This window comes from Stutzerimonas sp. Brlt_14, assembly GCF_051948915.1.
GTDB lineage: Bacteria > Pseudomonadota > Gammaproteobacteria > Pseudomonadales > Pseudomonadaceae > Stutzerimonas > Stutzerimonas stutzeri.
Window position 1 is genome coordinate 1 of record NZ_JAYJLM010000003.1, and the last position, 20,868, is coordinate 20,868.

19 protein-coding genes are annotated in these 20,868 nt (G+C 67.2%); 6 read left to right on the forward strand and 13 right to left on the reverse strand.

Annotated features, from left to right (window positions below; genetic code table 11):
* Positions 1-47 precede the first annotated feature (47 nt).
* The 7 genes from VF716_RS07185 to bioB form a co-directional block, all read right to left on the reverse strand.
* Positions 48-1,853 carry a phenylacyl-CoA dehydrogenase gene (locus tag VF716_RS07185; protein ID WP_125849566.1) on the reverse strand — a complete coding sequence of 602 codons (1,806 nt, stop codon included), beginning with the start codon at positions 1,851-1,853 and terminating at the stop codon, positions 48-50.
* 367 nt (positions 1,854-2,220) lie between these two features.
* Entirely contained in the window at positions 2,221-2,469 is a 249-nt protein-coding gene (locus VF716_RS07190) for a hypothetical protein (RefSeq protein ID WP_111481582.1), read from the reverse strand.
* Positions 2,470-2,533: 64 nt separating this feature from the next.
* On the reverse strand, positions 2,534-3,241 hold the full coding sequence (bioD, locus tag VF716_RS07195) for a dethiobiotin synthase (RefSeq protein WP_125843251.1): 708 nt from the start codon (positions 3,239-3,241) through the stop codon (positions 2,534-2,536).
* Between the two features lies 1 nt (position 3,242).
* Entirely contained in the window at positions 3,243-4,040 is a 798-nt protein-coding gene (gene bioC, locus VF716_RS07200) for a malonyl-ACP O-methyltransferase BioC (RefSeq protein ID WP_049341353.1), read from the reverse strand.
* On the reverse strand, positions 4,033-4,758 hold the full coding sequence (locus VF716_RS07205) for an alpha/beta fold hydrolase (RefSeq protein ID WP_218650946.1): 726 nt from the start codon (positions 4,756-4,758) through the stop codon (positions 4,033-4,035). Before VF716_RS07205 ends, bioC begins: the two co-directional genes overlap by 8 nt.
* Positions 4,751-5,929, reverse strand: a complete 1,179-nt coding sequence (gene bioF / locus VF716_RS07210; protein ID WP_125843247.1) for an 8-amino-7-oxononanoate synthase — start codon at positions 5,927-5,929, stop codon at positions 4,751-4,753. The genes VF716_RS07205 and bioF overlap by 8 nt, the downstream gene beginning before the upstream one ends.
* Before the next feature lie 106 nt (positions 5,930-6,035).
* Positions 6,036-7,091, reverse strand: coding sequence for a biotin synthase BioB (gene bioB / locus VF716_RS07215; protein ID WP_110775610.1), 1,056 nt, complete (start codon positions 7,089-7,091; stop codon positions 6,036-6,038).
* Between the two features lie 93 nt (positions 7,092-7,184).
* On the opposite strand from bioB, the gene VF716_RS07220 reads away from it, so the two are divergent.
* The gene (locus tag VF716_RS07220) at positions 7,185-7,889 is read left to right on the forward strand and encodes a ComF family protein (RefSeq protein WP_218650945.1); all 705 of its coding nucleotides are present in this window, start codon (positions 7,185-7,187) and stop codon (positions 7,887-7,889) included.
* A gap of 54 nt (positions 7,890-7,943) precedes the next feature.
* Entirely contained in the window at positions 7,944-8,918 is a 975-nt protein-coding gene (locus VF716_RS07225) for a serine/threonine protein kinase (protein ID WP_218650944.1), read from the forward strand.
* A gap of 129 nt (positions 8,919-9,047) precedes the next feature.
* Here VF716_RS07225 and VF716_RS07230 read toward each other — a convergent pair whose 3' ends face one another.
* The gene (locus VF716_RS07230) at positions 9,048-9,887 is read right to left on the reverse strand and encodes a 23S rRNA (adenine(2030)-N(6))-methyltransferase RlmJ (protein ID WP_218650943.1); all 840 of its coding nucleotides are present in this window, start codon (positions 9,885-9,887) and stop codon (positions 9,048-9,050) included.
* Between the two features lie 134 nt (positions 9,888-10,021).
* Between VF716_RS07230 and VF716_RS07235 the strand changes: the two genes are divergently transcribed.
* Positions 10,022-11,065 carry an NAD(P)H-dependent flavin oxidoreductase gene (locus tag VF716_RS07235; protein ID WP_049325456.1) on the forward strand — a complete coding sequence of 348 codons (1,044 nt, stop codon included), beginning with the start codon at positions 10,022-10,024 and terminating at the stop codon, positions 11,063-11,065.
* An 82-nt stretch (positions 11,066-11,147) separates the two neighbouring features.
* Positions 11,148-11,636 (forward strand): sterol desaturase family protein, encoded by a 489-nt coding sequence (locus tag VF716_RS07240; protein WP_102838829.1) that lies wholly within the window; start codon positions 11,148-11,150, stop codon positions 11,634-11,636.
* A 267-nt stretch (positions 11,637-11,903) separates the two neighbouring features.
* Here the strand turns inward: VF716_RS07240 and crtB are convergent, their stop codons facing one another.
* The 5 genes from crtB to fni are packed head-to-tail and all read right to left on the reverse strand — an operon-like array spanning position 11,904 to position 17,843.
* Positions 11,904-12,830, reverse strand: a complete 927-nt coding sequence (gene crtB, locus VF716_RS07245) for a 15-cis-phytoene synthase CrtB (RefSeq protein ID WP_125460182.1) — start codon at positions 12,828-12,830, stop codon at positions 11,904-11,906.
* Complete coding sequence (locus VF716_RS07250) at positions 12,827-14,344, reverse strand: phytoene desaturase (protein ID WP_125460181.1); 1,518 nt, start codon at positions 14,342-14,344, stop codon at positions 12,827-12,829. The genes crtB and VF716_RS07250 overlap by 4 nt, the downstream gene beginning before the upstream one ends.
* Positions 14,341-15,507, reverse strand: a complete 1,167-nt coding sequence (gene crtY, locus VF716_RS07255; RefSeq protein WP_011914882.1) for a lycopene beta-cyclase CrtY — start codon at positions 15,505-15,507, stop codon at positions 14,341-14,343. Before crtY ends, VF716_RS07250 begins: the two co-directional genes overlap by 4 nt.
* Positions 15,497-16,783, reverse strand: coding sequence for a glycosyltransferase (locus VF716_RS07260; RefSeq protein ID WP_440552385.1), 1,287 nt, complete (start codon positions 16,781-16,783; stop codon positions 15,497-15,499). The genes crtY and VF716_RS07260 overlap by 11 nt, the downstream gene beginning before the upstream one ends.
* A 19-nt stretch (positions 16,784-16,802) precedes the next feature.
* Positions 16,803-17,843, reverse strand: a complete 1,041-nt coding sequence (gene fni, locus VF716_RS07265; protein WP_011914884.1) for a type 2 isopentenyl-diphosphate Delta-isomerase — start codon at positions 17,841-17,843, stop codon at positions 16,803-16,805.
* A 157-nt stretch (positions 17,844-18,000) separates the two neighbouring features.
* On the opposite strand from fni, the gene VF716_RS07270 reads away from it, so the two are divergent.
* Both VF716_RS07270 and VF716_RS07275 read left to right on the forward strand, forming a co-directional pair.
* The gene (locus tag VF716_RS07270) at positions 18,001-18,891 is read left to right on the forward strand and encodes a polyprenyl synthetase family protein (RefSeq protein ID WP_011914885.1); all 891 of its coding nucleotides are present in this window, start codon (positions 18,001-18,003) and stop codon (positions 18,889-18,891) included.
* Between the two features lie 102 nt (positions 18,892-18,993).
* Positions 18,994-20,796 (forward strand): acyl-CoA dehydrogenase, encoded by a 1,803-nt coding sequence (locus VF716_RS07275; RefSeq protein ID WP_011914886.1) that lies wholly within the window; start codon positions 18,994-18,996, stop codon positions 20,794-20,796.
* Positions 20,797-20,868: the final 72 nt, after the last annotated feature.

Genomic DNA, 20,868 nt, shown 5'->3' on the forward strand with positions numbered 1-20,868 from the left:
AAAAAAAAGCCGCTGCAGATGCAGCGGCCTTCTTCAGCAGCAACCGATCAGTAACCGAGGGCGAAATCTTCCTCGGCCATCTCCATCAGGTTGTCGGCGCCGGACAGCATGGCGTCCACATGGGTACGGGTACGCGGCAGGATGCGTGCGAAGTAGAAGCGAGCAGTCTGCAGCTTGGCCTTGTAGAAGCCCTCTTCCTCGGTGCCGGCCGCCAGCTTCTCGGCTGCGACGCGCGCCATGTCGGCCCAGAAGTAGGCCAGGCATGCATAGCCGGAGTACATCAGATAGTCGACCGATGCGGCACCGACTTCTTCGCGGTTCTTCATGGCGGCCATACCGACCTTCATGGTCAGCTCGCCCCATTCCTTGTTCAGCTTGGCCAGCGGCTCGACGAATTCCTTGACGGTATCGTTGCCTTCGTTGGCCTGGCAGAACTTGTGCACGATCTTGGTGAAGCCCTTGAGCGCCTCGCCCTGAGTCATCAGCACCTTGCGGCCGAGCAGGTCGAGCGCCTGGATGCCGGTGGTGCCTTCGTACAGGCAGGAGATGCGGCTGTCGCGCACGTTCTGCTCCATGCCCCACTCGGCGATGAAGCCGTGGCCACCGTAGATCTGCACGCCGTGGTTGGCCGCTTCGAAGCCGACTTCGGTCATGAACGCCTTGGCGATCGGGGTGAGGAAGGCCAGCATGGCGTCAGCCGCCTTGCGCTGCTCCTCGTCCTGGCTGCGCTGCATCACATCGACCTGCTTGGCAGCGAAGTAGAGCATGGCGCGGTTGCCTTCGGCGAAGGCCTTCATGGTCAGCAGCATGCGGCGCACGTCCGGATGCACGATGATCGGGTCGGCGGCCTTTTCCGGAGCCTTGGGGCCGGTCAGCGAACGCATCTGCAGACGCTCACGGGCGTACTTGATGCCGCCCTGGAAGGCCACTTCGGCGTGGGCCAGGCCCTGCAGCGCGGTACCCAGGCGCGCGGTGTTCATGAAGGTGAACATGCAGTTCAGCCCCTTGTTCGGCGGGCCGATCAGGAAGCCAGTGGCGCCGTCGAAGTTCATCACGCAGGTGGCGTTGCCGTGGATACCCATCTTGTGCTCGATGGAGCCGCAGGACACGCCGTTGCGCTCGCCCGCCTCGCCTTCGGCGTTCGGCAGGAACTTCGGCACGATGAACAGGGAGATCCCCTTGGTACCGGCAGGGGCGTCGGGCAGGCGAGCCAGTACGATGTGGACGATGTTCTCGGCCATGTCGTGCTCGCCAGCGGAGATGAAGATCTTGGTGCCGGTGACCTTGTAGCTGCCGTCGACCTGCGGTTCGGCCTTGGTGCGCAGCATGCCCAGGTCGGTACCACAGTGCGGCTCGGTCAGGCACATGGTGCCGGTCCACTGGCCGGAAACCAGCTTGGTCAGGTAGGTCTGCTGCTGCTCGGGAGTGCCGTGGGCATGCAGGGTGTTCATGGCGCCGTGGGACAGGCCGGGGTACATGCCCCAGGACCAGTTGGCTTCACCGATCATTTCACTCATGGCCATGCCGAGAGACTCCGGCAGGCCCTGGCCGCCGTGCTCGACGTCGTGGGCCAGGCTCGGCCAGCCGCCTTCGACGAACTGCTGATAGGCCTCCTTGAAGCCGGTCGGCGTCTTCACGCCGGACTCGCTCCAGGTACAGCCCTCGGTATCACCGACGCGGTTCAGCGGTGCCAGCACCTGCTCACAGAACTTCGCGCCTTCATCGAGAATGGCATTGACCATGTCCGGGGTGGCGTCTTCACATCCCGGGAGGCTCTGATAGTGCGCCTCGTAGCCGAGCAGCTCGTCACGTACGAAGCGGATATCGCGCAAGGGGGCCTTGTAATCGGGCATAGCGTAAACCTCAGCGGTGAGTTCTTGTTGCAGCTGACCGGCAAGTCCGGCCATTCGAATTCGATTCCGACCGTCGGACGATACGCCCGATGGGTCAAACAGGCGTTTGAAACATACGTTTCGACCTGAGCGATGTCAAGCAGGGGAAGGGTCGCCGTCGATCGGCTGAATCGGCCAGATTACGGGCACAGTCGCACCCGCCTCGATGCCAGACAAGGCAGATGGGTCTACTGGAAATGCATTGTTGCAATCACTTGTCGGGGTGGCGTAAGTGATGGCGAGCCAGACAACGAGCGTGGAAACAGCCGAACAGGCGCCTGGCAGAGCGGCGCGCTCGTAGCAAGAGAAAGGGGAGCGGGAAGCTCGATCAGGCCTGAGTGTCGATCAGCGTACCGAGCACTTCGTCGGCGCTCTGGATCATGCGGGCGCCGAGCTTGGCAGTGTGCTCGCCGACTTTCAGCTGGATCAGCTCTTCGGTGAGTTCGGCGACCGCCTGGGAATTGCCCAGCGCGGGCGCACTGGCGGAGGCGATGCTGGATGCGGCCTGCTCGACGCGCTGCTGACCGTCCTGGAAGGCGCTCAGCCCGGCGCCCATGAGGCTGTTGGTGATCTGCATGGTTCGCTCCACGCGCTATCAGGTTGCCGGCATTCAAGCAGATACCGGGTGCGCCGGCAAGGCGCTAGTTCGTGGAACCTCGACCGCTCGGCAGTTGCAGGGCGCCGAGCGACAGATGGCGGGCGACCTGCTGCGCATCTGGCTGGTCCAGACGCGGCACACGGCCAAGACAGGGCGCTGGCAGCAGCTCGGCCAGCGTCGCCAGATTCTCCTCCAGGCGCGAGGTTGCCGGGTCGACGATGTTGGCCACCCAGCCGGCCAGTGCCAGCCCATCCCGGGCAATCGCCTCGGCACTGAGCACCGCGTGATTGATGCACCCCAGCCGCACGCCGACGACCAGGATCACCGGCAAGCCCAGCGCCTGCACGACCGCCGAAAGACTTTCCTGCGCGTTGAGCGGCACGCGCCAGCCGCCTGCACCTTCCACCAGGGTGAAATCGGCCTGCCGCGCCAAAACCGGCCGTATCACTTGAACCAGACGCTCGGCGCTCAGCTCGACACCGGCTTCGCGAGCGGCGATATGCGGCGCGATCGCCGGCACGAAGGCGAACGGGTTGACCGTGGCGTAATCCAGCGCTGGACTGCACTCGGCCTGCAGCGCCAATGCGTCGCTGTTGCGCAGGCCGGCGTCGGTCAGTTCGCAGCCGGAGGCGACCGGCTTGATCGCCGCGGTGGACATCCCCTGCGCGCGGGCGGCATGCAGCAGGCCGGCGGCGATGGTGGTCTTGCCGACATCGGTATCGGTACCGGCGACGAAGAAGGCCAGACTCATTTCAGGGTTCCTTGCGCAGCAGGCCGTAGACGACCTGATAGGTGGCCGGCAGCCCCGCCGCCTGGCGGTAGCGCTCGTAGGCGCTGACCAACGCGCGGATGCGTGCACGGCCGGTGAGCCCGCCCGGGCGACCGGGATTGAGGTTGTGCGCGCCGAGCGCCTTGAGTTCGTGGGTCAGCTGCCGCAGATCGGCAAAATGCAGCACCTCGGGGCGAACCTCGAGGCCGAGCAGTTGCAGACCGCTGTCCCGGCAGAGTCGCTGGTAGGTGTCCAGGGTGCGAAAACGGTTGACGTGGGTGAAACCGTCCACCGCCTGCCAGCTGTCACGCAGCTCTTGCAGGGTGCCCACACAGAGGCTGCTGAAGGCAAAGGTGCCGCCCCGGCGAAGCACCCGTCGCGCCTCGCCGAGCACGCTGGCGAAATCTTCGCACCACTGCAGGGCCAGGCTGGAAAAGATCAGGTCCAGGCCAGCATCGCGTAGCGGCAGGCGTTCGGCGTCGCCAGCCACGAAATACCGCGCGCCTCCCTGCGGCCGAGCATGGCGCAGCATTCCTTCGGCGATATCCAGTGCGACACCCTCGGCGTGCACGAAGCGGCTTCCCAGCACGCGGGAGAAATAGCCGGTGCCGCTACCCAGATCGAGCCAGCTGGCGACCTGCAGATCGGCGGGCAGCCGCGCCAGCAGCTGGTTGCCGACCTGCCGCTGCAGGGCCGCGACGCTGTCGTAGCTGGCCGCCGCGCGAGAAAAGGACGCGGCGACCTGGCGCTTGTCCGGCAACAGGGTGGTGCTGTCAGTCATCCTCGCCCTCACCCATGAAGGCCAGCATGGCCGTCGCCACGTCTTCCGCGCGTTCCAGCGGCAAACCATGGCTGGCATTGGCCAGCACATCGACCTCCACATCCGGCAGGCAGGCCAGCAAGGCGTCGGCCGCGGCCGCCGGTACCAACGCATCGCTGCCGGCGAACAGGTGCAGCTGCGGCCCGACATAGCGCTGCAGCGCCGCGCGCCCGTCCAGTTCGGCGAGCAGGCGCAGACCCGCGGCCGACACCGCCTGCGGCTGATCCAGCAGGCTCACCTGCAATTGCCGGGCAAGGGTGCGTGGATCGTAGGCGCCGCGACTGCAGAGCAAACTGAAGCGCTTGAGCGTGTCGTCCGGGCCGAGGCGGAAGGCTTCCTCGAAGGCATCGAACACTTCCGCTTGCATGGCCGTCGGCCAGTCGTCGCGACTGCGAAAGCAGGGGTTGCTGCAGATGGTGATCAGGCCGGGGCAGCTGTCGCCGCGACGCGCGGCCAGTTGCGTGGCCAGCATGCCGCCCAGCGACCAGCCGGCCAACCAGGTGTCAGGCGGCACTCGCGCATCCAGTTCGTCAAGCCAGGCGCCGGATTGCGGTTGCGTTGGCAGCAACGCGATCTCGACCTGCAACCGCGGTTCACGCTCGCGCAGCAGTTCGGCCAGGGGTTCCAGCGCCGCCGGGCCGAACGCCCAGCCGGGTAGCAGAATCAGTCGATCACGCATCGTCGCACTCCTCGGGCAACAGGGCCCAGCACTCGGCCAGCGCCTCCAGCAGGCGCTCGATCTGCGCATCGCTGTGGCTCGCGGTGAGGGTGATCCGCAGTCGCGCGCTACCGGCCGGAACGGTCGGCGGACGTATGGCGCCGACCAGGATGCCGCGCTCGCGCAGCAAGGCCGACAACCTCAGCGCCCGCACACTGCTGCCCACCAGCACCGGCTGGATCGGCGTCGGGCTGGCCATCAGCGTCAGGCCGATCTGCGCCGCGCCGGCGCGAAAGCGCGCGACCAGTCGGTTCAGCTGGTCTCTGCGCCAGCCCTCGCTGCGCAGCAGTTCCAGGCTTTTCAGTGTGGCACAGGCCACCGCCGGCGGCTGGCTGGTGGTGTAGATGTAGGGACGGGCGAACTGGATCAGCGTTTCGATCAGCTCCTCGCTGCCGGCGACGAAGGCGCCCGCGGTACCGAAGGCCTTGCCGAGGGTGCCGACCAACACCGGCACCTCGTCGATCCCGAGACCGAAATGCTCGGCGATGCCGCCGCCGGTGGCGCCCAGCGGGCCGAAGCCGTGGGCATCGTCGACCATCACCCAGGCGCCATGTCGCTTCGCCTCGGCGCAGAGCGCCGGCAGGTCGGCGAGGTCGCCGTCCATGCTGAACACGCCATCGGTGACCACCAGGGTGTTGCCGCTGGCCTTTTCCAGCCGCTTGGCGAGGCTGCTCGCGTCGTTATGCAAATAGCGAGAGAAGCGCGCACCACTGAGCAGACCGGCATCGAGCAGGGAGGCGTGGTTGAGGCGATCTTCCAGCACCGTGTCACCCTGCCCGACCAACGCGGTCACCGCCGCCAGATTGGCCATGTAGCCGGTGGAGAACAGCAGCGCGCGCGGCCGGCCGGTGAACTCGGCAAGCGCCTCCTCCAACTGGTGATGCGGCGTGCTGTGACCGATCACCAGATGCGAGGCACCGCCGCCCACGCCCCAGGTCGCGGCGCCCTGCTGCAGCGCCGCGATCACCTCGGGATGGTTGGCCAGGCCCAGGTAGTCGTTGGAGCTGAACGCCAGCAGGCGTTCACCGTCGACCGTCACCTCAGGCCCTTGCGGACTCTGCAGCAGCGGACGCCGGCGGTAGAGGTGCTCGGCACGACGGGCGGCGAGACGGGAAGCGAGATCGAATGTCATGGCAGGAACCGGAGACGGTGAACAACCGCAAGCGGGCAGTCACTGGGAAGAAACCAGAGCAGGCACCGGGAGGACGAACGCGACGCTCATCCCCCCGGCGAGAAGATCAGACCGCGGCGTTGTAGAACAGCTTGCTGTCGCGCTGCTCGATCAGCGCCTGCTCGATGGCTGCCTGGTGCACCTCGTCGGCGTGCTCCTGACGCTCTTCCGGCTTGATGCCCAGGCGCGCGAACAGCTGCATGTCCTTGTCCGCCTGCGGGTTGGCGGTGGTCAGCAGCTTCTCGCCGTAGAAGATCGAATTGGCGCCAGCGAAGAAGGCCAGGGCCTGCATCTGCTCGTTCATCTGTTCACGCCCGGCCGACAGACGCACATGGGATTTCGGCATCATGATCCGCGCCACGGCGAGCATGCGGATGAAGTCGAACGGATCGACGTCCTGTTCCTCGGCCAGCGGCGTGCCCTTGACCTTGACCAGCATGTTGATCGGCACCGACTCCGGGTGCTCCGGCAGGTTCGCCAGCTGGATCAGCAGGCCGGCGCGATCGTCCAGCGACTCACCCATGCCGAGGATGCCGCCGGAGCAGATCTTCATCCCCGCCTCGCGCACGTAGCTCAGCGTCTCCAGACGCTCGGCGTAGGTGCGGGTGGTGATGATGTTGCCGTAGAACTCCGGCGAGGTATCCAGGTTGTGGTTGTAGTAATCCAGGCCCGCAGCGGCCAGGGCGCGGGTCTGCTCCTGATCGAGCTTGCCGAGAGTCATGCAGGTTTCCAGGCCCATGGCCTTGACGCCCTCGACCATCTTCAGCACGTAGGGCATGTCCTTGGCTGACGGATGCTTCCAGGCCGCGCCCATGCAGAAGCGCGTCGAGCCGATGGCCTTGGCCTCGGCTGCGGCCTCCAGCACCTTCTGCACTTCCATCAGTTTCTCTTTATCGAGACCGGTGTTGTAGTGACCGGACTGCGGGCAGTACTTGCAGTCTTCCGGGCAAGCACCGGTCTTGATCGAGAGCAACGTGGAAACCTGAACACGGTTGGCGTCGAAGTGCTGGCGATGCACGGTCTGCGCCTGGAACAGCAGGTCGTTGAAGGGTTGCTCGAAGAGCGCCTTGACCTCGGCGAGGGACCAGTCGTGGCGGGTAACGGAAGCGGAGGTGGCGCTCATGGGCATTCCTTGTAATTAATAGCGGCTCGGCGGCCTGGCACGGATGCGGAATGGTTAGCCAAGCCCGATACGCTGTCAACCAGGAAGGGAATCATGGTTTACAACTGGTCAATTATTAAACAGACCTGCCTACTCTGCGACGAGCGCTGCGAGGGTCAGCCACTGTGCAGCCCCTGCGAGGCGGATCTGCCGTGGCTCGACGCTCGGTGCTCGGTCTGTGCGGTCCCGCTGCCCAGCCGCGGGCTGGTCTGTGGCGAATGCCTGAAGCGACCGCCGAGCTACGACCACGTCGAAGTGCCCTGGCGCTTCGCCTTCCCGGTGGATGCGCTGATCACCCGCTTCAAGCACCAGGCACGCTGGCCCTATGGCCGGCTGCTCGGCGAACGCCTGGCACATCATCTTGAGCATGCCTTCGCCGATGGGCTGCCGCGGCCGGACCTGCTGCTGCCGGTGCCGCTGGCCCGTCGGCGCTTGCGCCAGCGTGGCTTCAACCAGGCGCAGATGCTCGCCGACTGGCTGAGCCGCCCACTGGGCATCGCCACCGACGCCCGCGTGCTCGAACGTGTACTCGACACACCGGCTCAGCAGCAGCTGGACGCCGCCACCCGCCGCCGCAACCTGCGTCAGGCCTTCGCCATCGCAACCGGTGCCGACGTCAAGGGCCGGCATCTGGCGCTGGTCGACGATGTGCTGACCACCGGCGCCACCGCCGAAGCCCTTGCGCGCCTGCTCAAGCGCGCCGGCGCCGAACGGGTCGATGTCTATTGCCTGGCGCGCACCCCGAAACCAGGCGAATGAAGCCGCCGACCGATGGAGGGCGTACACTGGACGACCTAGTCAGCGGAGCCGGTCATGTCCCATCCCTTCGACACACTCACGCCGGACCTGGTCCTCGACGCCGTGGAAAGCATCGGCTACCTCAGCGATGCCCGCGTGCTGGCGCTCAACAGCTACGAGAACCGCGTCTATCAGGTGGGCATCGAAGACGAAGCGCCGCTGATCGCCAAGTTCTATCGTCCGGGCCGCTGGAGCGACGCGGCGATCCTCGAGGAGCACCAGTTCAGTGTGGAACTGGCCGAGCGCGAGGTGCCGGTGGTGGCACCGCTGGAGCGCAACGGCACGACGCTGTTCGAGCACGCCGGCTTTCGCTTCGCCCTCTTCCCGCGCCGCGGCGGCCGCGCACCGGAGCCCGGCAATCTCGACCAGCTCTATCGCCTCGGCCAGCTGCTGGGCCGCATGCATGCGGTAGGCGCCAACCGCCCGTTCGAGCACCGCGAAACCCTGGGCGTGCAGAACTTCGGCCATGATTCGCTGAGCACGTTGCTGGAAGGCGACTTCGTGCCGCGGAGCCTGCTGCCAGCGTATGAGTCGGTGGCGCGGGACCTGCTCAAGCGGGTCGAGGATGTCTTCGCCAGCACAGACTTCACCCCGATCCGCCTGCATGGCGATTGTCACCCAGGCAATATCCTCGCCCGCGACGACGCCTTCTATCTGGTCGACCTGGATGACTGCCGCATGGGCCCGGCAGTACAGGATCTGTGGATGATGCTCGCCGGCGAGCGACACGAGCGGCTCGCCCAGCTGGCCGAACTGGTGGACGGCTACAACGAATTCCACGATTTCGCCCCGCGCGAGCTGCCGCTGATCGAGGCCCTGCGCGCGCTGCGGCTGATGCACTACAGCGCCTGGCTGGCACGACGCTGGGACGACCCGGCCTTCCCCATGAGCTTTCCCTGGTTCGGCAGCGAGCGCTACTGGGGCGACCAGGTGCTGATCCTGCGCGAGCAGATGTCGGCGTTGCAGGAAGAGCCGCTCAGGCTGTTCTGAGGACGGCCAAGCGGAGCGACTTCAGCCCCGTGACGGTGGATGTGAAAAGCGACATCCACCCTACGAAACCAGGCGTCTGCGTAGGGTGGATCGCGCTTTATCGATCCACCGGGTGGCGACCTCGGCGGCTCAGGCCTCCTCGATCAGCCAGTCCAGCCGCCAGCTGCCCTGGCTCTGCGCCAGCTGCTCGGCCAGCCAGGGCAACAGCGCACGCAGTTCGTCCTCCAGTCCCCACGGCGGGTTGACGATGGCCAGACCCGAACCGCTCAGGCGGCTGGCGTCGTCGGCGGGGTGGACGAATAGTTCGGCGCGCAGCAGTTTCGGGGCGCCGCTGCGGGCGAGGTCCTGATAAAAGCGTTTGAGCTGGCGCTCGTCCTTGATCGGATACCAGATCACGCCGATGGTCTGGCGCATGCGGCCGAGCGCTTCCTTGAGCGCCGTGACGCATCGGCTCAGTTCGTCGGCCTGTTCGAATGGCGGGTCGATCAGCAGCACCACGCGCTTCTCGCGGGTCGGCATCAGCGCTCGCGGTACATGCCAGCCCTCGCCCCGGTGCACCGCCACGCGGCGGTCGCCGGACATGTTGTCCTTGAGCAGGGCGCCATCCTCGGGATGCTTCTCGTTGAGCTGCAGCCGATCCTGCTCGCGGGTCAGCTGCCGCGCCAGTTCCGGCGAGCCCGGGTAGTAGCGCAGCGCGCCGTCCGGGTTGAGCGAGCGGATCACGCCGAGGTAGTCGTCTAGTAGCGCCGGGCGGGTTTCGGCCTGCCAGATGCGGGCGATGCCCTGCAGCCACTCGCCGGTGCGGCTGGCCTGGTCGCCGGCCAGGTCGTAGAGGCCGACGCCGGCGTGGCTGTCGAGGTAGGCGAACGGGGCCTCCTTGCGCGACAGCAGGGCGAAGATCCGGCTCAACACCAGGTGTTTGAGCACATCGGCGTGGTTGCCGGCATGGAAGGCGTGGCGGTAGTTCATCTGATCCTCCTGGAGAGCGGCGCAGTTTACCTGTCGGCCCTGCCCAGCGCAGGCCCGGCATGACCGGCGTCGTTTTCCCCAATCACCGACACGGGCTACAGTGGCGCCTCACGACGACTGAACGGAGCTGCCCCATGGACCTGCGCGATCTCTTCGGCATCGAGCACCCGATCATCCAGGCACCCATGGCCGGTGCGCAGAATCACCTGCTGGCCGCGGCGGTGTGCGAGGCCGGCGGGCTGGGTTCGATCCCGGCCGGCATGCTCGATGCGGCAGCGCTGGACGCCGAGCTGACCGCCATCGAGGCGCTGACCGACCGACCCTACAACGTCAATTTCTTCTGTCACCAGACGCCACCCGCCGACCCGACGGTCTTCGACGCCTGGCACCGGATGCTCGCACCCATGTTCGCCGAATTCGACGTCGACCCAGCAGACATTCCGGCCGGCGCCACCCGCCAGCCGTTCGACGTGGCAATGGCCGCGGTGCTGGAGCGGCACAGGCCCGCACTGGTCAGCTTCCACTTCGGCCTGCCTAGCCCCGACCTGTTGCAGCGCGCCCGCGCCACCGGGGCGAAGATCGCCTCCAGCGCGACAACGGTCGCCGAAGGCCTCTGGTTGCAGCAGCACGGCGTCGACCTGGTGATCGCCCAGGGCCTGGAGGCCGGCGGCCACCGCGGCATCTTCCTCAGCGAGGACCTGACCACCCAACTCGGCACCTTCGCCCTTCTGCCGCAACTGGTCGCCGCGCTGGACGTACCGGTGGTCGCCGCCGGCGGCATCGCCGATGCCCAGGGCGTGACGGCAGCGCAGGCCCTGGGCGCCGCTGGTGTGCAACTGGGCACGGCCTACCTGCTGTGCCCGGAGAGCCGCACCAATGCGCTGCATCGCGCCGCGCTGAAGAGCCCGCACGCAGCGCATACCGCGCTGACCACCCTGTTCAGCGGGCGTCCGGCACGCGGCATCGTCAACCGCATCATGCGCGAGCTGAGTCCGCTGCCCGAAGGCGTGCCGCCCTTCCCGCTGGCCGGCAACGCCATCGGCGCGCTGCGCGCCCAGACCGAGAAGCAGGGCCTGGATCACTGCACGCCGCTGTGGGCCGGGCAGAACGTCAGCGGCTGCCGGGAGATTCCGGCCGGCCAGCTGACGCGTGAACTTGCCGGCGGCTGGCGGGCCTGAGTCATTACGCATTCCGTCGCGGCGAGCCCTGAGCCGCCGCGACGGGGCATAGAATCGACCGCACGTCACACGGAACGCCGCCATGAGCCCACTGACCAACACGCTCGTCTTCCTGGCCACCCTGGCCGGCATGGAAGTCTTCGCCTGGTGGGCGCACAAGTACGTGATGCACGGTTGGGGCTGGGGCTGGCACAAGTCACACCACGAGCCGCGCAACGGCTGGTTCGAGAAGAACGACCTCTATGCGGTGGTGTTCGCTGGCGTGGCGATCCTGCTGATCGCCCTCGGCACGGCCGGTTACCACCCGCTGGAATGGATCGGCGCCGGGATGACGGCGTACGGTTTTCTCTATTTCGTCGCTCATGACGGGCTGGTCCATCACCGCTGGCCTCTGCGCTACGTGCCGCGCAACGGCTATCTCAAGCGGCTGTATCAGGCGCACCGTCTGCACCATGCGGTCGAAGGCAAGGAGCGCTGCGTGTCCTTCGGTTTCCTCTATGCGCCGCCGCTGCCGGTGCTCAAGCGCCAGCTGCGCGAGCTGCACGACGGGCCGTTGCGCAAGAAGAATTAGGGTCTGTTGACGTTTCGGCGCGAGCCGCGTTGCCGCGTCAAATGGCGCCAACTTAGGCGCAGGACGCCGGTAATGGTTATTCCCTTGCCAAGTCCTGCAACGACAGCTGGCGCCATTTGCCGCGCAACCCGATGGGCCGGGCCCATTTTTGCGCGGCGCGGCGTTATTCGTCGTTCATTTGGAATAACCAAACTTCTCTCCTCATGCCTTGCTCCGCGGAAAAATGAGCTCCGGCGCGGCCGCGAGCGAAACGTCAACAGACCCTACCTAGCGAGGACGTCTCCAGAGATCGTCAGGACGCGGCCTGACCTGCATCCGCCGCGAGGCCAGCGCCAGCACGCCGCCCCCCAGCAGGAACTGCAGCTTCTGCCCTTTGCTGGTCGACACCCGCGCATCCCAGGCCGCCGCGCCGCGCGCTTTCACCTCGACGCCGATCTGCCGGTAGACGCCATGAGCCGTGGCAATCGACCAGGCCGAGCGTAGCGGCAGGTCGCGCAGGCCCTGAGACGCAGAGCGATAGTAGGGCTCGGCCAGATCCACCAGTCGCGCCGCCAGCGTCGCCAACGCGGCGCGATGCTGAGGCAGCGCGACCTCGTCCTCCGGAATACCCACCTCCGCCAGCCACTCGGCCGGCAGGTAGACGCGCCCGATCTGCGCATCCTCGACGATATCGCGGGCAATGTTGGTCAGCTGAAAGGCCAAGCCCAGATCACAGGCGCGATCCAGCGTCGGCTCCGCCTCGGCGCCCATCACCCGCGCCATCATCAGGCCCACGACGCCGGCAACGCGGTAGCAGTACAGCAAGGTGTCGTCGAGGGTCTGGTAGCGGTAGCCCTGCACATCCATGCGAAAACCCGCCAGGTGCTCCAGCGGATGGGCCTTGGGAATCCGGTGCCGCTGGATCACCTGCTGGAAGGCGGCGAACGCCGGATCGGCCATCGGCTCGCCAGCGTAGGCGCGCTCGGTGAGGTCGACCAGCTCGGCCAGCCGCGCCTCACCGCTGTTGCGATCGCCCTCGACCTGGCCATGCCCCAGCGTCTGGCCGTCGATCACATCGTCGCAATGACGGCACCAGGCGTAGAGCATCACCGCGCTCTGGCGGGTGCGCTCGTCGAACAGCTTTGCCGCGGCGGCGAAGCTCTTGGAGCCGACATTGATCGCCTGAGTGGAGTGATCGATGACCTGATCGTTCATCCGGCCTGCCCCTTCAACATGAAGTCCTCCAGCATCAGCCCGGCGGTGGCCTTGGCCGAACCGACGACGCCCGGCACGCCGGCACCCGGGTGAGTGCCGGCGCCGACGATATAGAGGTTGGGAATCACGTCGTCGCGGTTGTGCGGGCGGAACCAGGCGCTCTGGGTGAGGATCGGCTCCAGCGAAAACGCCGACCCGAGATGGGCATTGAGCTCGTCGCGGAAATCCTGCGGCGTGAAGATCCGGTGGGTCACCAGATCGCCACGCAGCCCCGGCATGTAGTGCCGCTCCAGGTACTCGAAGATGCGGTCGCGGTACTTCGGCCCCTCCTCCGCCCAGTCGATATCCGCCGTGCCCAGGTGCGGCACCGGTGCCAGCACGTAATGGCTGGCGCAGCCTTCCGGCGCCAGCGAAGGATCGGTGACGCAGGGCGCGTGCAGGTAGAGGGAAAAGTCGTCGGCCAGCGTCTCGCGCTTGAAGATCTCGTCGATCAGCTCGCGGTAACGCGGGCCGAAGCACACCGTGTGATGCTGCAGGTGCTCATGGCGGCGCTTGAGGCCGAAATGGATGACGAACAGCGACATCGAGAAACGCTTGCCGGAAAGCCGTTTGGCCTCGTCGCGACCACGCTCCTCATGCCCGAGCAGCTGCTTGTAGGTGTTGACCACATCCGCGTTGGAAGCCACCGCATCGGTGTCGAAGCGGCGACCGTCACCGGTGATCACGGCCTTCGCGCGTCCAGCCTCCAGCTCGATCCGCGCGACCTCGGCGTTCAGCTCCAGCCTGCCGCCCATATCTTCGAACAGCCGGACCATCCCCTGCACCAGCGCCCCGGTGCCGCGGCGGGGAAACCAGACACCGCCCTGGCGCTCCAGGGCATGGATCAGCGCGTAGATGGACGAGGTCTCGAACGGATTGCCGCCCACCAGCAGCGAGTGAAAGGACAGCGCCTGGCGCAGCCGGTCGTTCTCCACGAATTTGGCCACCATGCTGTACACGTTGCGCCAGGCCTGCAGCTTGGCCAGCTGCGGCGCGACGCCGATCATGCTGCGAAACGACAGGAAGGGCACGGTGCCGAGCTTGACGTAGCCCTCCTCATACACCGCCCGCGAATAGGCGAGAAAGCGCTGATAGCCGGCCACGTCGCGAGGGTTGAGCGCGTGGATCTGCCGGTCCAGCTGGGCCTGGTCGTTGACGTAGTCGAAGCTGTAGCCGTCCTCCCAGCACAGCCGGTAGAAGGGGCTGACCGGCAGCAGCTCGACATAGTCGGCCATGCGCTTGCCGGCGCCGCTGAAGAGTTCTTCCAACGCCGGCGGATCGGTGATCACCGTCGGCCCGGCGTCGAAGGTGAAGCCCCGGTCGTGGTAGACGTAGGCGCGGCCGCCCGGCTTGTCGCGCTTCTCCAGCAGCGTCGTCTGGACGCCGGCGCGCTGCAGGCGGATCGCCAACGCCAGCCCGCCGAAACCGGCACCGATCACCACCGCCCGCCTCACACCGCCTGTTGCCTGGTTCATCGTCTGTCCTTGTGCAGATTGCTGGCGGCCAGCGCCCGCAGCGCCTCGCCCACCGGCACGGGAGGTTTGCCCGAGACGATGCGCAAGCGGTCCCAGGCAGTCAGCTCGGCCGCGTAGAAGCGCTGGATCAGCGGTTCGCGCAGCCGGTAGAAACGCTGCATCACCGCCCAGCGGCGATCCGCCGGGCCGGCCATGAACAGCATGCGATTGAGCAGGCGGAAGAAGCCGCGCCGGCGCCACTGCAGCGTGGAATAGTCGCGAATCGCGGCGAACAGGCTGCCTGCGTCCCAGCGATCGAGGGCGACCAGGTGGTCGGCCAGGCGCACCGCATCGGGCAGCGAATAGCCCGTGGTGGGGTGGAACAGCGCGGCCGACAGTCCGCTCTGCGGCACGCCACGCGCCTCGCCCCAGAACGCCGCGATATCGCCGGACAGCACGATGGGCAGCACGCCCTGCTCCTCGCGCAGCACCTCGCGGATCGCCCAGCCGCGGCCCTCGGCGTAGCGCTGGATATTGGCGCGCAGTGCCTCTGGCGCCACCGCATCGCCGTCGGCGTAGTAGGTGTCTTCGATCAGCAGGCTGTCGACGCTGAGCGGCAGCACGTAGACGAAGCGATAGCCGTCTTTCTGAGCGACGCTGGCGTCCATGATGATCGGCACCTGCAGGCCATGGGGCTGCTGCAGACGCAGCTCCTGGCCGAGAAACTTCTGGAAGCCCAGCGCCAGCTGAGCGCTGCGCCGCACGCCGCGCCCGTCGATCACCGCCCCGGCCTCCAGGCTCTGCCCGCCGAACAGCCGAACGCGTTGCGGCTCGACCGCGGACACCTCCACGCCCAGGCGAATCTGCCCGCCGAGCTCAGCCATCAGGTGCTGATGAAAGCGCGACGAGAAAATGCTCGCGTAGCCGCTGCCGAGCTGCCGTCGCAGGGCGGGAAAGATCACCTCGTAACCCGGCCAGCGCTGCTCCACCAACGGTGCCAGCCAGGCCTGCTGCACCGGGGTCAGGTCGTGCTGGTGAAACGACCAGGTGTGGTTGCCGCCGAGGGTTTCGCCCTGCTCCAGGAGCAGCACGCGCAGCTCCGGCCGCTGCTGGCGCAAGCGCAGGGCCAGCAACCCGTTGGCCAGGCCACCGCCAACCAGGATCAGGTCTGCATCAGGCGTCATCGGCCACCTCCGACCGAGGCCGCACGCAGCCGAGCGCGCTTTCGATCAGCTCGGCGGCGCGGGCCGCGCCACCGGCCTGGCGAACCTCTTCACCGAGCACCGCGGCACGCTGGCGGAAGGCCGCTTCGTCGAGCAGCCGCCGCAGCGCATGGGCGATACGCGCCGGGCTGGCCAGCGCCGGAAGCAGGCGCAGCCCGACGCCGGCGTGCTCGATACGCGCGGCGACACCGGGCTGGTCGAAGGCGATCGGCAGTGCCAGCATCGGCACACCCGCCTCCAAGGCATCGAGCACGGTGTTCAGCCCGGCATGAGTCACCACGGCCGACGCCTGCGCCAGCACGGCCCGCTGCGGCGCGAAGTCGGTGACCCAGCATGCGCCTTCCTGCCGGAGCCTGGCGGCCGCTGCGGCATCCAGCCCACCGCAATGGGCGATCAACAGCTGCACATCGAGCCGCCGACAGGCGCGGGCGATATTGCGTAACAGGCCGTAGCGGTGGCCCTGCAGCGTGCCCAGCGAGGCGAAGACGAAAGGCCGTGCGCGGTCCAGCGGCCACTCAAGCCCGGCCGCCATCGGCAGCGGCTGGCGCAGCGGGCCGAGCGCATGAAAGTGTGGCGGCAGGGCCTGCCGCGGAAAGTCGAAGCCGTTCACCGTCTGGCTGATCTGCAGCAGCGGCGACAGACAGTCGCTCAGGCTCGTGCGCCTGGCCAGGCCGAACACCCGGCAATAGCGCTCGATCACTTCGCCGTGCGGCCGCATCAGCCGATCGTAGACGCCGCTGCTGTGCCGGTTGAGCTGCTCGCCCCAGTCCGTGGCCCGGTAGCGCCAGGGCATCACCGGCAGTGGCACCAGCGGCTCGCGGTTGAACGGCAGGGCGCAGGCGATGGAAACGAATGGCAGCCCGAGGTGCTCGGCCAGCAGCGCACCGGCCGGCTCCATCTGGTCGGCCAGCACCGCCTCCACTTCCAGCGCCCGCAACACGGCAGGCGCCTCGCGGCAGAACAGCTCGGTGCTCGCCGCCATGTCGGCGATCACCCGGCGAATGCCGAACGGTCCGGGACTGGCGGCACGACGCACCACAGCGGCCAGCGAGCCCGGCGGATGGGTGTCGGTACCGATGGCGGCGAAGCCCGCCGCGGGCAGGTCCAGCAGCGCGCCGACATCGGCCTGCTGGATAAAGGTCACACGGTGGCCATGTTGCTGCAGCTGCCAGGCGATCGCCTCGAACGCCCGCAAATGGCTGAGGAAGGGCGGCGCAATTGCCGCAAAATGTGTCATCGGAGCGCCGGACCGGGCATCAGCAGGCGGACAGCTGCAGCAGCCGCGCCTGTCGCAGCCCGGCGAGATCGGCCGAGCCGGTACAGAAACAGGCGATGCGCAACTGCTCGATCAGCACTTCGAAATGGCTGACCACCGCCTCGCTGCTGTGCATCGCCGCCTGCAACACGCCGGCCGCCTGCCCCACCAGATCGGCGCCCAGGCAGATCGCCTTGGCCGCCTCGACGCCATCGCGGATACCGCCGGAAGCGATCAGCGGCGTGTTCGGGCAGGCATCGCGCACCGCCAGCAGTGCCTGCGCCGTGGGTATGCCCCAGTCGGCGAAGGCCTCGGCAATGGCCTGCTGGCTGGCGTCTGCCGCCCGCGCGGCCTCTACCGCAGCCCAACTGGTGCCGCCGGCACCGGCCACATCGATGGCGGCCACCCCGGCATCGACCAGGCGCCGAGCCACCGCCGCGGATATTCCCGCGCCGACTTCCTTGATCACCACCGGCACCGGCAGGCGCGCGGCCAGCGCCTCGATCGCCTGCAGCACGCCGCGCCAGTCCCGATCGCCACCGGTCTGCACGGCCTCCTGCAGCGGGTTGAGGTGCACGATCAGCGCGTCGCCTTCGATCATCTCCACCGCCCGCCGCGCCTCGTCCACGCCATAGCCCCGAACCAGCTGGGCGGCGCCGAAGTTGGCCAGCAGCAGGATGTCCGGCGCCAGCTGGCGCAACTGGCCGGTGAGGCCCTGATCGCCGGCGGTTTCCAGCGCTACCCGCTGCGAACCCACGGCCATCGCAATGCCCAGCTGCTGGGCGGCCTCGGCCAGATGCGCATTGATCGCCGCCGAGCGCGCCGCGCCACCGGTCATGGAGCTGATCAGCAAGGGCGCGCGCAGGCGCCGTCCGAACAGCGCCGTCTGCAGGTCGATCTGGTCCAGGTGCAACTCGGGCAGGGCGCAGTGCTCAAAGCGGAAGGCGCCGAAACCGGTCCCTGTCGCGGCGATGGCGCGGGTGGGGTCGAGGACGATGTCCAGATGATCGTTCTTGCGGCTGACCAGCGACTGCTTGCTCATGGAAATCGGCTCCCGGGAAGACTTCTTTGGACGTGAAGCCCTGAAAAAAGTGCTATACGACGGCACGACTTGTACAACTTTTTGTCAAACCGTCCAATAGTTGTACAACATTATCCGCAACCCTGGTGCTCGGACTGGGCGCAGCGAGGGCAACGCCATGCAAACGCAGAACTCCAGTCTCCCGCTTCCGCAATGCGACAACCTGCTGCGTCTGCGCCGACAGGTCGACGAGCGACTGGCGCTGCGCCTGCCATTTCCGGAATCGGAGCTGGACACCGTCACCCAGGCCCTGCGCGAAGGCACCCTGGCGCCCGGCAAGCGGCTCAGGCCGTTGCTGCTTCTGCTGGCACTGGGCGATCTGGATGCCGATCCGGCGATCGGTCTGGATCCGGCCTGCGCGCTGGAGATGATCCATGCCGCCTCGCTGTTTCTCGACGACATGCCCTGCATGGACAACGCCAGCCTGCGCCGCGGCCAGCCGACCATCCACCTGCGCTTCGGCGAGGATGTCGCCGTGCTCGCCTCGGTGGCTCTGCTCAGCCATGCCTACGGCATCACTGCCATGGCGCCAAGCCTGAGCCCGCGCCAGCGCAACGATGCGGTCGCACTCTTGGCCAGGGCGGTGGGCGCGCAGGGGCTGGTCCGCGGCCAGTTCCGCGACCTGCACGGCACAGGGCAGTCGCAGCAGCTGGATGCGGTAATCGCCACCAATCAACTGAAGACCGGCTCACTGTTCACCGCCGCACTGGAGCTGGCGGCCTTGCTGGTCGGTGCCGACCGCGCGCTGACCGCGCACCTGCGCGGTTTCGCCAGCGAGCTGGGCATGGCCTTTCAACTGCTCGACGACATCGCCGACGGCCTGAGCCCCGAGCAGACCGGCAAGGACTGCCAGCAGGATCGGGCCAAGGCCACGGTGGTGTCGCTGCTCGGTCCCCAGGCCGCGCGCCAGCAACTGGCAACGCATCGCGAAGCGGCACTGATGCACCTGGAAGCGGCCGGGCTGGCCGAGGGCGAACTCGCCTCGCTGATGCGTCAGTTGCTCGGCTAGGAGGAGGTCGCCCGTGTTGACGCTCCATCAGTGCAATGGATGGAGCTAGGCAATGGAAAACGGGCGTCCTTAGACTCGGGCCGATAGAAATGGAGGTTGACCATGACCGAGACCCTGCTCTGCCCGCGCAACCTGGCCTTCGAACTCTACGAGGTGCTGGACGCCGAGGCCCTGACGCGCCGCGAGCGCTTCGCCGATCACAGCCGCGAAACCTTCGATGCCGCCATCGGCACCGCCCGCAGCATCGCCGAGAAATATTTCGCGCCGCACAACCGCAAGTCCGACGAGCACGAGCCGGTCTACCAGAACGGCGAGGCGGTGCTGATCCCGGAAGTCAAACCAGCGGTCGACGCCTTTATCGAGGCGGGTTTCCACAATGCCCAGCGCAGTTTCGACGACGGCGGCATGCAGCTGCCCAACCTGCTGTCGCGTGCCTGCTTCGCCCACTTCCAGTCGGCCAACATCGCCACCAGCTCCTACCCGATGCTGAGCATGGGCGCCTCGCACCTGATCGAGACCTTCGGTTCCGAGGAGCAGAAGCGGCGCTTCCTGCAGCCTATGCTCGAGGGCCGTTTCTTCGGCACCATGGCGCTTACCGAGCCGCATGCCGGCTCCTCGCTATCGGACATCCGCACCCGCGCCGAACCGGCCGGCGACGGTAGCTACCGGCTCAAGGGCAACAAGATCTTTATTTCCGGCGGCGACCACCCGCTGTCGGAAAACATCGTGCACATGGTGCTGGCCAAGCTGCCGGACGCACCGCCCGGGGTTAAGGGCATCAGCCTGTTCATCGTGCCGAAGTTCCTGGTCAACGACGACGGTTCGCTGGGCGAACGCAACGACGTGCTGCTGGCCGGCCTGTTCCACAAGATGGGTTGGCGCGGCACCACCAGCACCGCGTTGAACTTCGGCGACAACGGCAACTGCGTCGGCTATCTGGTGGGCGAGCCGCACAAGGGCCTGGCCTACATGTTCCAGATGATGAACGAGGCGCGCATCGGTGTCGGCATGGGCGCGATCATGCTCGGCTACGCCGGCTACCTCTACTCGCTGAACTACGCCCGCGAGCGTCCGCAGGGCCGACTGCCGGACGGCAAGGACCCGGCGTCGACCCAGGTGCCGATCATCGAGCACACCGACGTCAAGCGCATGCTGCTGACGCAGAAGGCCTACGTCGAGGGCGCCTTCGACCTCGGCCTGTATTCCGCGCGGCTGGTGGACGACGAGCACACCGCGGAAAGCGAGGAGGCGCGGCGCAGTGCGGCGGAATTGCTCGACCTGCTCACCCCCATCGTCAAGTCCTGGCCATCGGAGTTCTGCCTGAAGGCCAACGAACTGGCGATCCAGATCCTCGGCGGCCACGGCTACACCCGCGAGTACCCGGTGGAGCAGTACTACCGCGACAACCGCCTCAACCCGATCCATGAAGGCACTCACGGTATCCAGTCGCTGGACCTGCTCGGCCGCAAGCTGATGCAGAACAAGGGCGCCGGCCTGCGCCAGCTGATCGGGCTGATCCAGGACTGCTGCCAGCGCGCCGCCGAATACGACTCGCTCGGTGCCTTGCGCCAGCCACTGGAACAGCACGTCGCCCGGCTGACCAGCGTGACCCAGGCGCTTCTGGGCGACCTGATGGCAGGGAAGGTCAACCAGGCGCTGGCCAACTCGGCGCTGTATCTGAAGGTGTTCGGCCACGCTGTGATCGGCTGGCGCTGGCTGGAACAGGCACTGCGTGCCGAGCGCGGGTTGGCCGAGGGCAATCCGGCAGATGCCGACTTCTACCGCGGCAAGCTGCAGGCGGCGCGCTATTTCCTGACCTGGGAAGTGCCGGCCTGCGCCCACGAGCTGGCGCTTCTGGAAGCCCGCGACGACACCTGCCTGGGCATGCAGGACGCCTGGTTCTAGCCCACTGGAGATATTGTTACAACGCCCCGCCGATGCGGGGCGTTTTTTGACAGCCCGTCAAATCATCAGGTT

Coding starts and splice junctions, on each gene's coding strand:
- VF716_RS07220 (WP_218650945.1), top strand. CDS start 7,185: ATGGTTTACAACTGGTCAATTATTAAACAGACCTGCCTACTCTGCGAC.
- bioC (WP_049341353.1), bottom strand. CDS start 4,040: ATGACTGACAGCACCACCCTGTTGCCGGACAAGCGCCAGGTCGCCGCG.
- VF716_RS07270 (WP_011914885.1), top strand. CDS start 18,001: ATGCAAACGCAGAACTCCAGTCTCCCGCTTCCGCAATGCGACAACCTG.
- bioB (WP_110775610.1), bottom strand. CDS start 7,091: ATGAGCGCCACCTCCGCTTCCGTTACCCGCCACGACTGGTCCCTCGCC.
- VF716_RS07260 (WP_440552385.1), bottom strand. CDS start 16,783: ATGACACATTTTGCGGCAATTGCGCCGCCCTTCCTCAGCCATTTGCGG.
- VF716_RS07185 (WP_125849566.1), bottom strand. CDS start 1,853: ATGCCCGATTACAAGGCCCCCTTGCGCGATATCCGCTTCGTACGTGAC.
- crtY (WP_011914882.1), bottom strand. CDS start 15,507: ATGACGCCTGATGCAGACCTGATCCTGGTTGGCGGTGGCCTGGCCAAC.
- VF716_RS07225 (WP_218650944.1), top strand. CDS start 7,944: ATGTCCCATCCCTTCGACACACTCACGCCGGACCTGGTCCTCGACGCC.
- VF716_RS07205 (WP_218650946.1), bottom strand. CDS start 4,758: ATGCGTGATCGACTGATTCTGCTACCCGGCTGGGCGTTCGGCCCGGCG.
- VF716_RS07240 (WP_102838829.1), top strand. CDS start 11,148: ATGAGCCCACTGACCAACACGCTCGTCTTCCTGGCCACCCTGGCCGGC.
- VF716_RS07190 (WP_111481582.1), bottom strand. CDS start 2,469: ATGCAGATCACCAACAGCCTCATGGGCGCCGGGCTGAGCGCCTTCCAG.
- crtB (WP_125460182.1), bottom strand. CDS start 12,830: ATGAACGATCAGGTCATCGATCACTCCACTCAGGCGATCAATGTCGGC.
- VF716_RS07275 (WP_011914886.1), top strand. CDS start 18,994: ATGACCGAGACCCTGCTCTGCCCGCGCAACCTGGCCTTCGAACTCTAC.
- VF716_RS07230 (WP_218650943.1), bottom strand. CDS start 9,887: ATGAACTACCGCCACGCCTTCCATGCCGGCAACCACGCCGATGTGCTC.
- bioF (WP_125843247.1), bottom strand. CDS start 5,929: ATGACATTCGATCTCGCTTCCCGTCTCGCCGCCCGTCGTGCCGAGCAC.
- VF716_RS07235 (WP_049325456.1), top strand. CDS start 10,022: ATGGACCTGCGCGATCTCTTCGGCATCGAGCACCCGATCATCCAGGCA.
- VF716_RS07250 (WP_125460181.1), bottom strand. CDS start 14,344: ATGAACCAGGCAACAGGCGGTGTGAGGCGGGCGGTGGTGATCGGTGCC.
- bioD (WP_125843251.1), bottom strand. CDS start 3,241: ATGAGTCTGGCCTTCTTCGTCGCCGGTACCGATACCGATGTCGGCAAG.
- fni (WP_011914884.1), bottom strand. CDS start 17,843: ATGAGCAAGCAGTCGCTGGTCAGCCGCAAGAACGATCATCTGGACATC.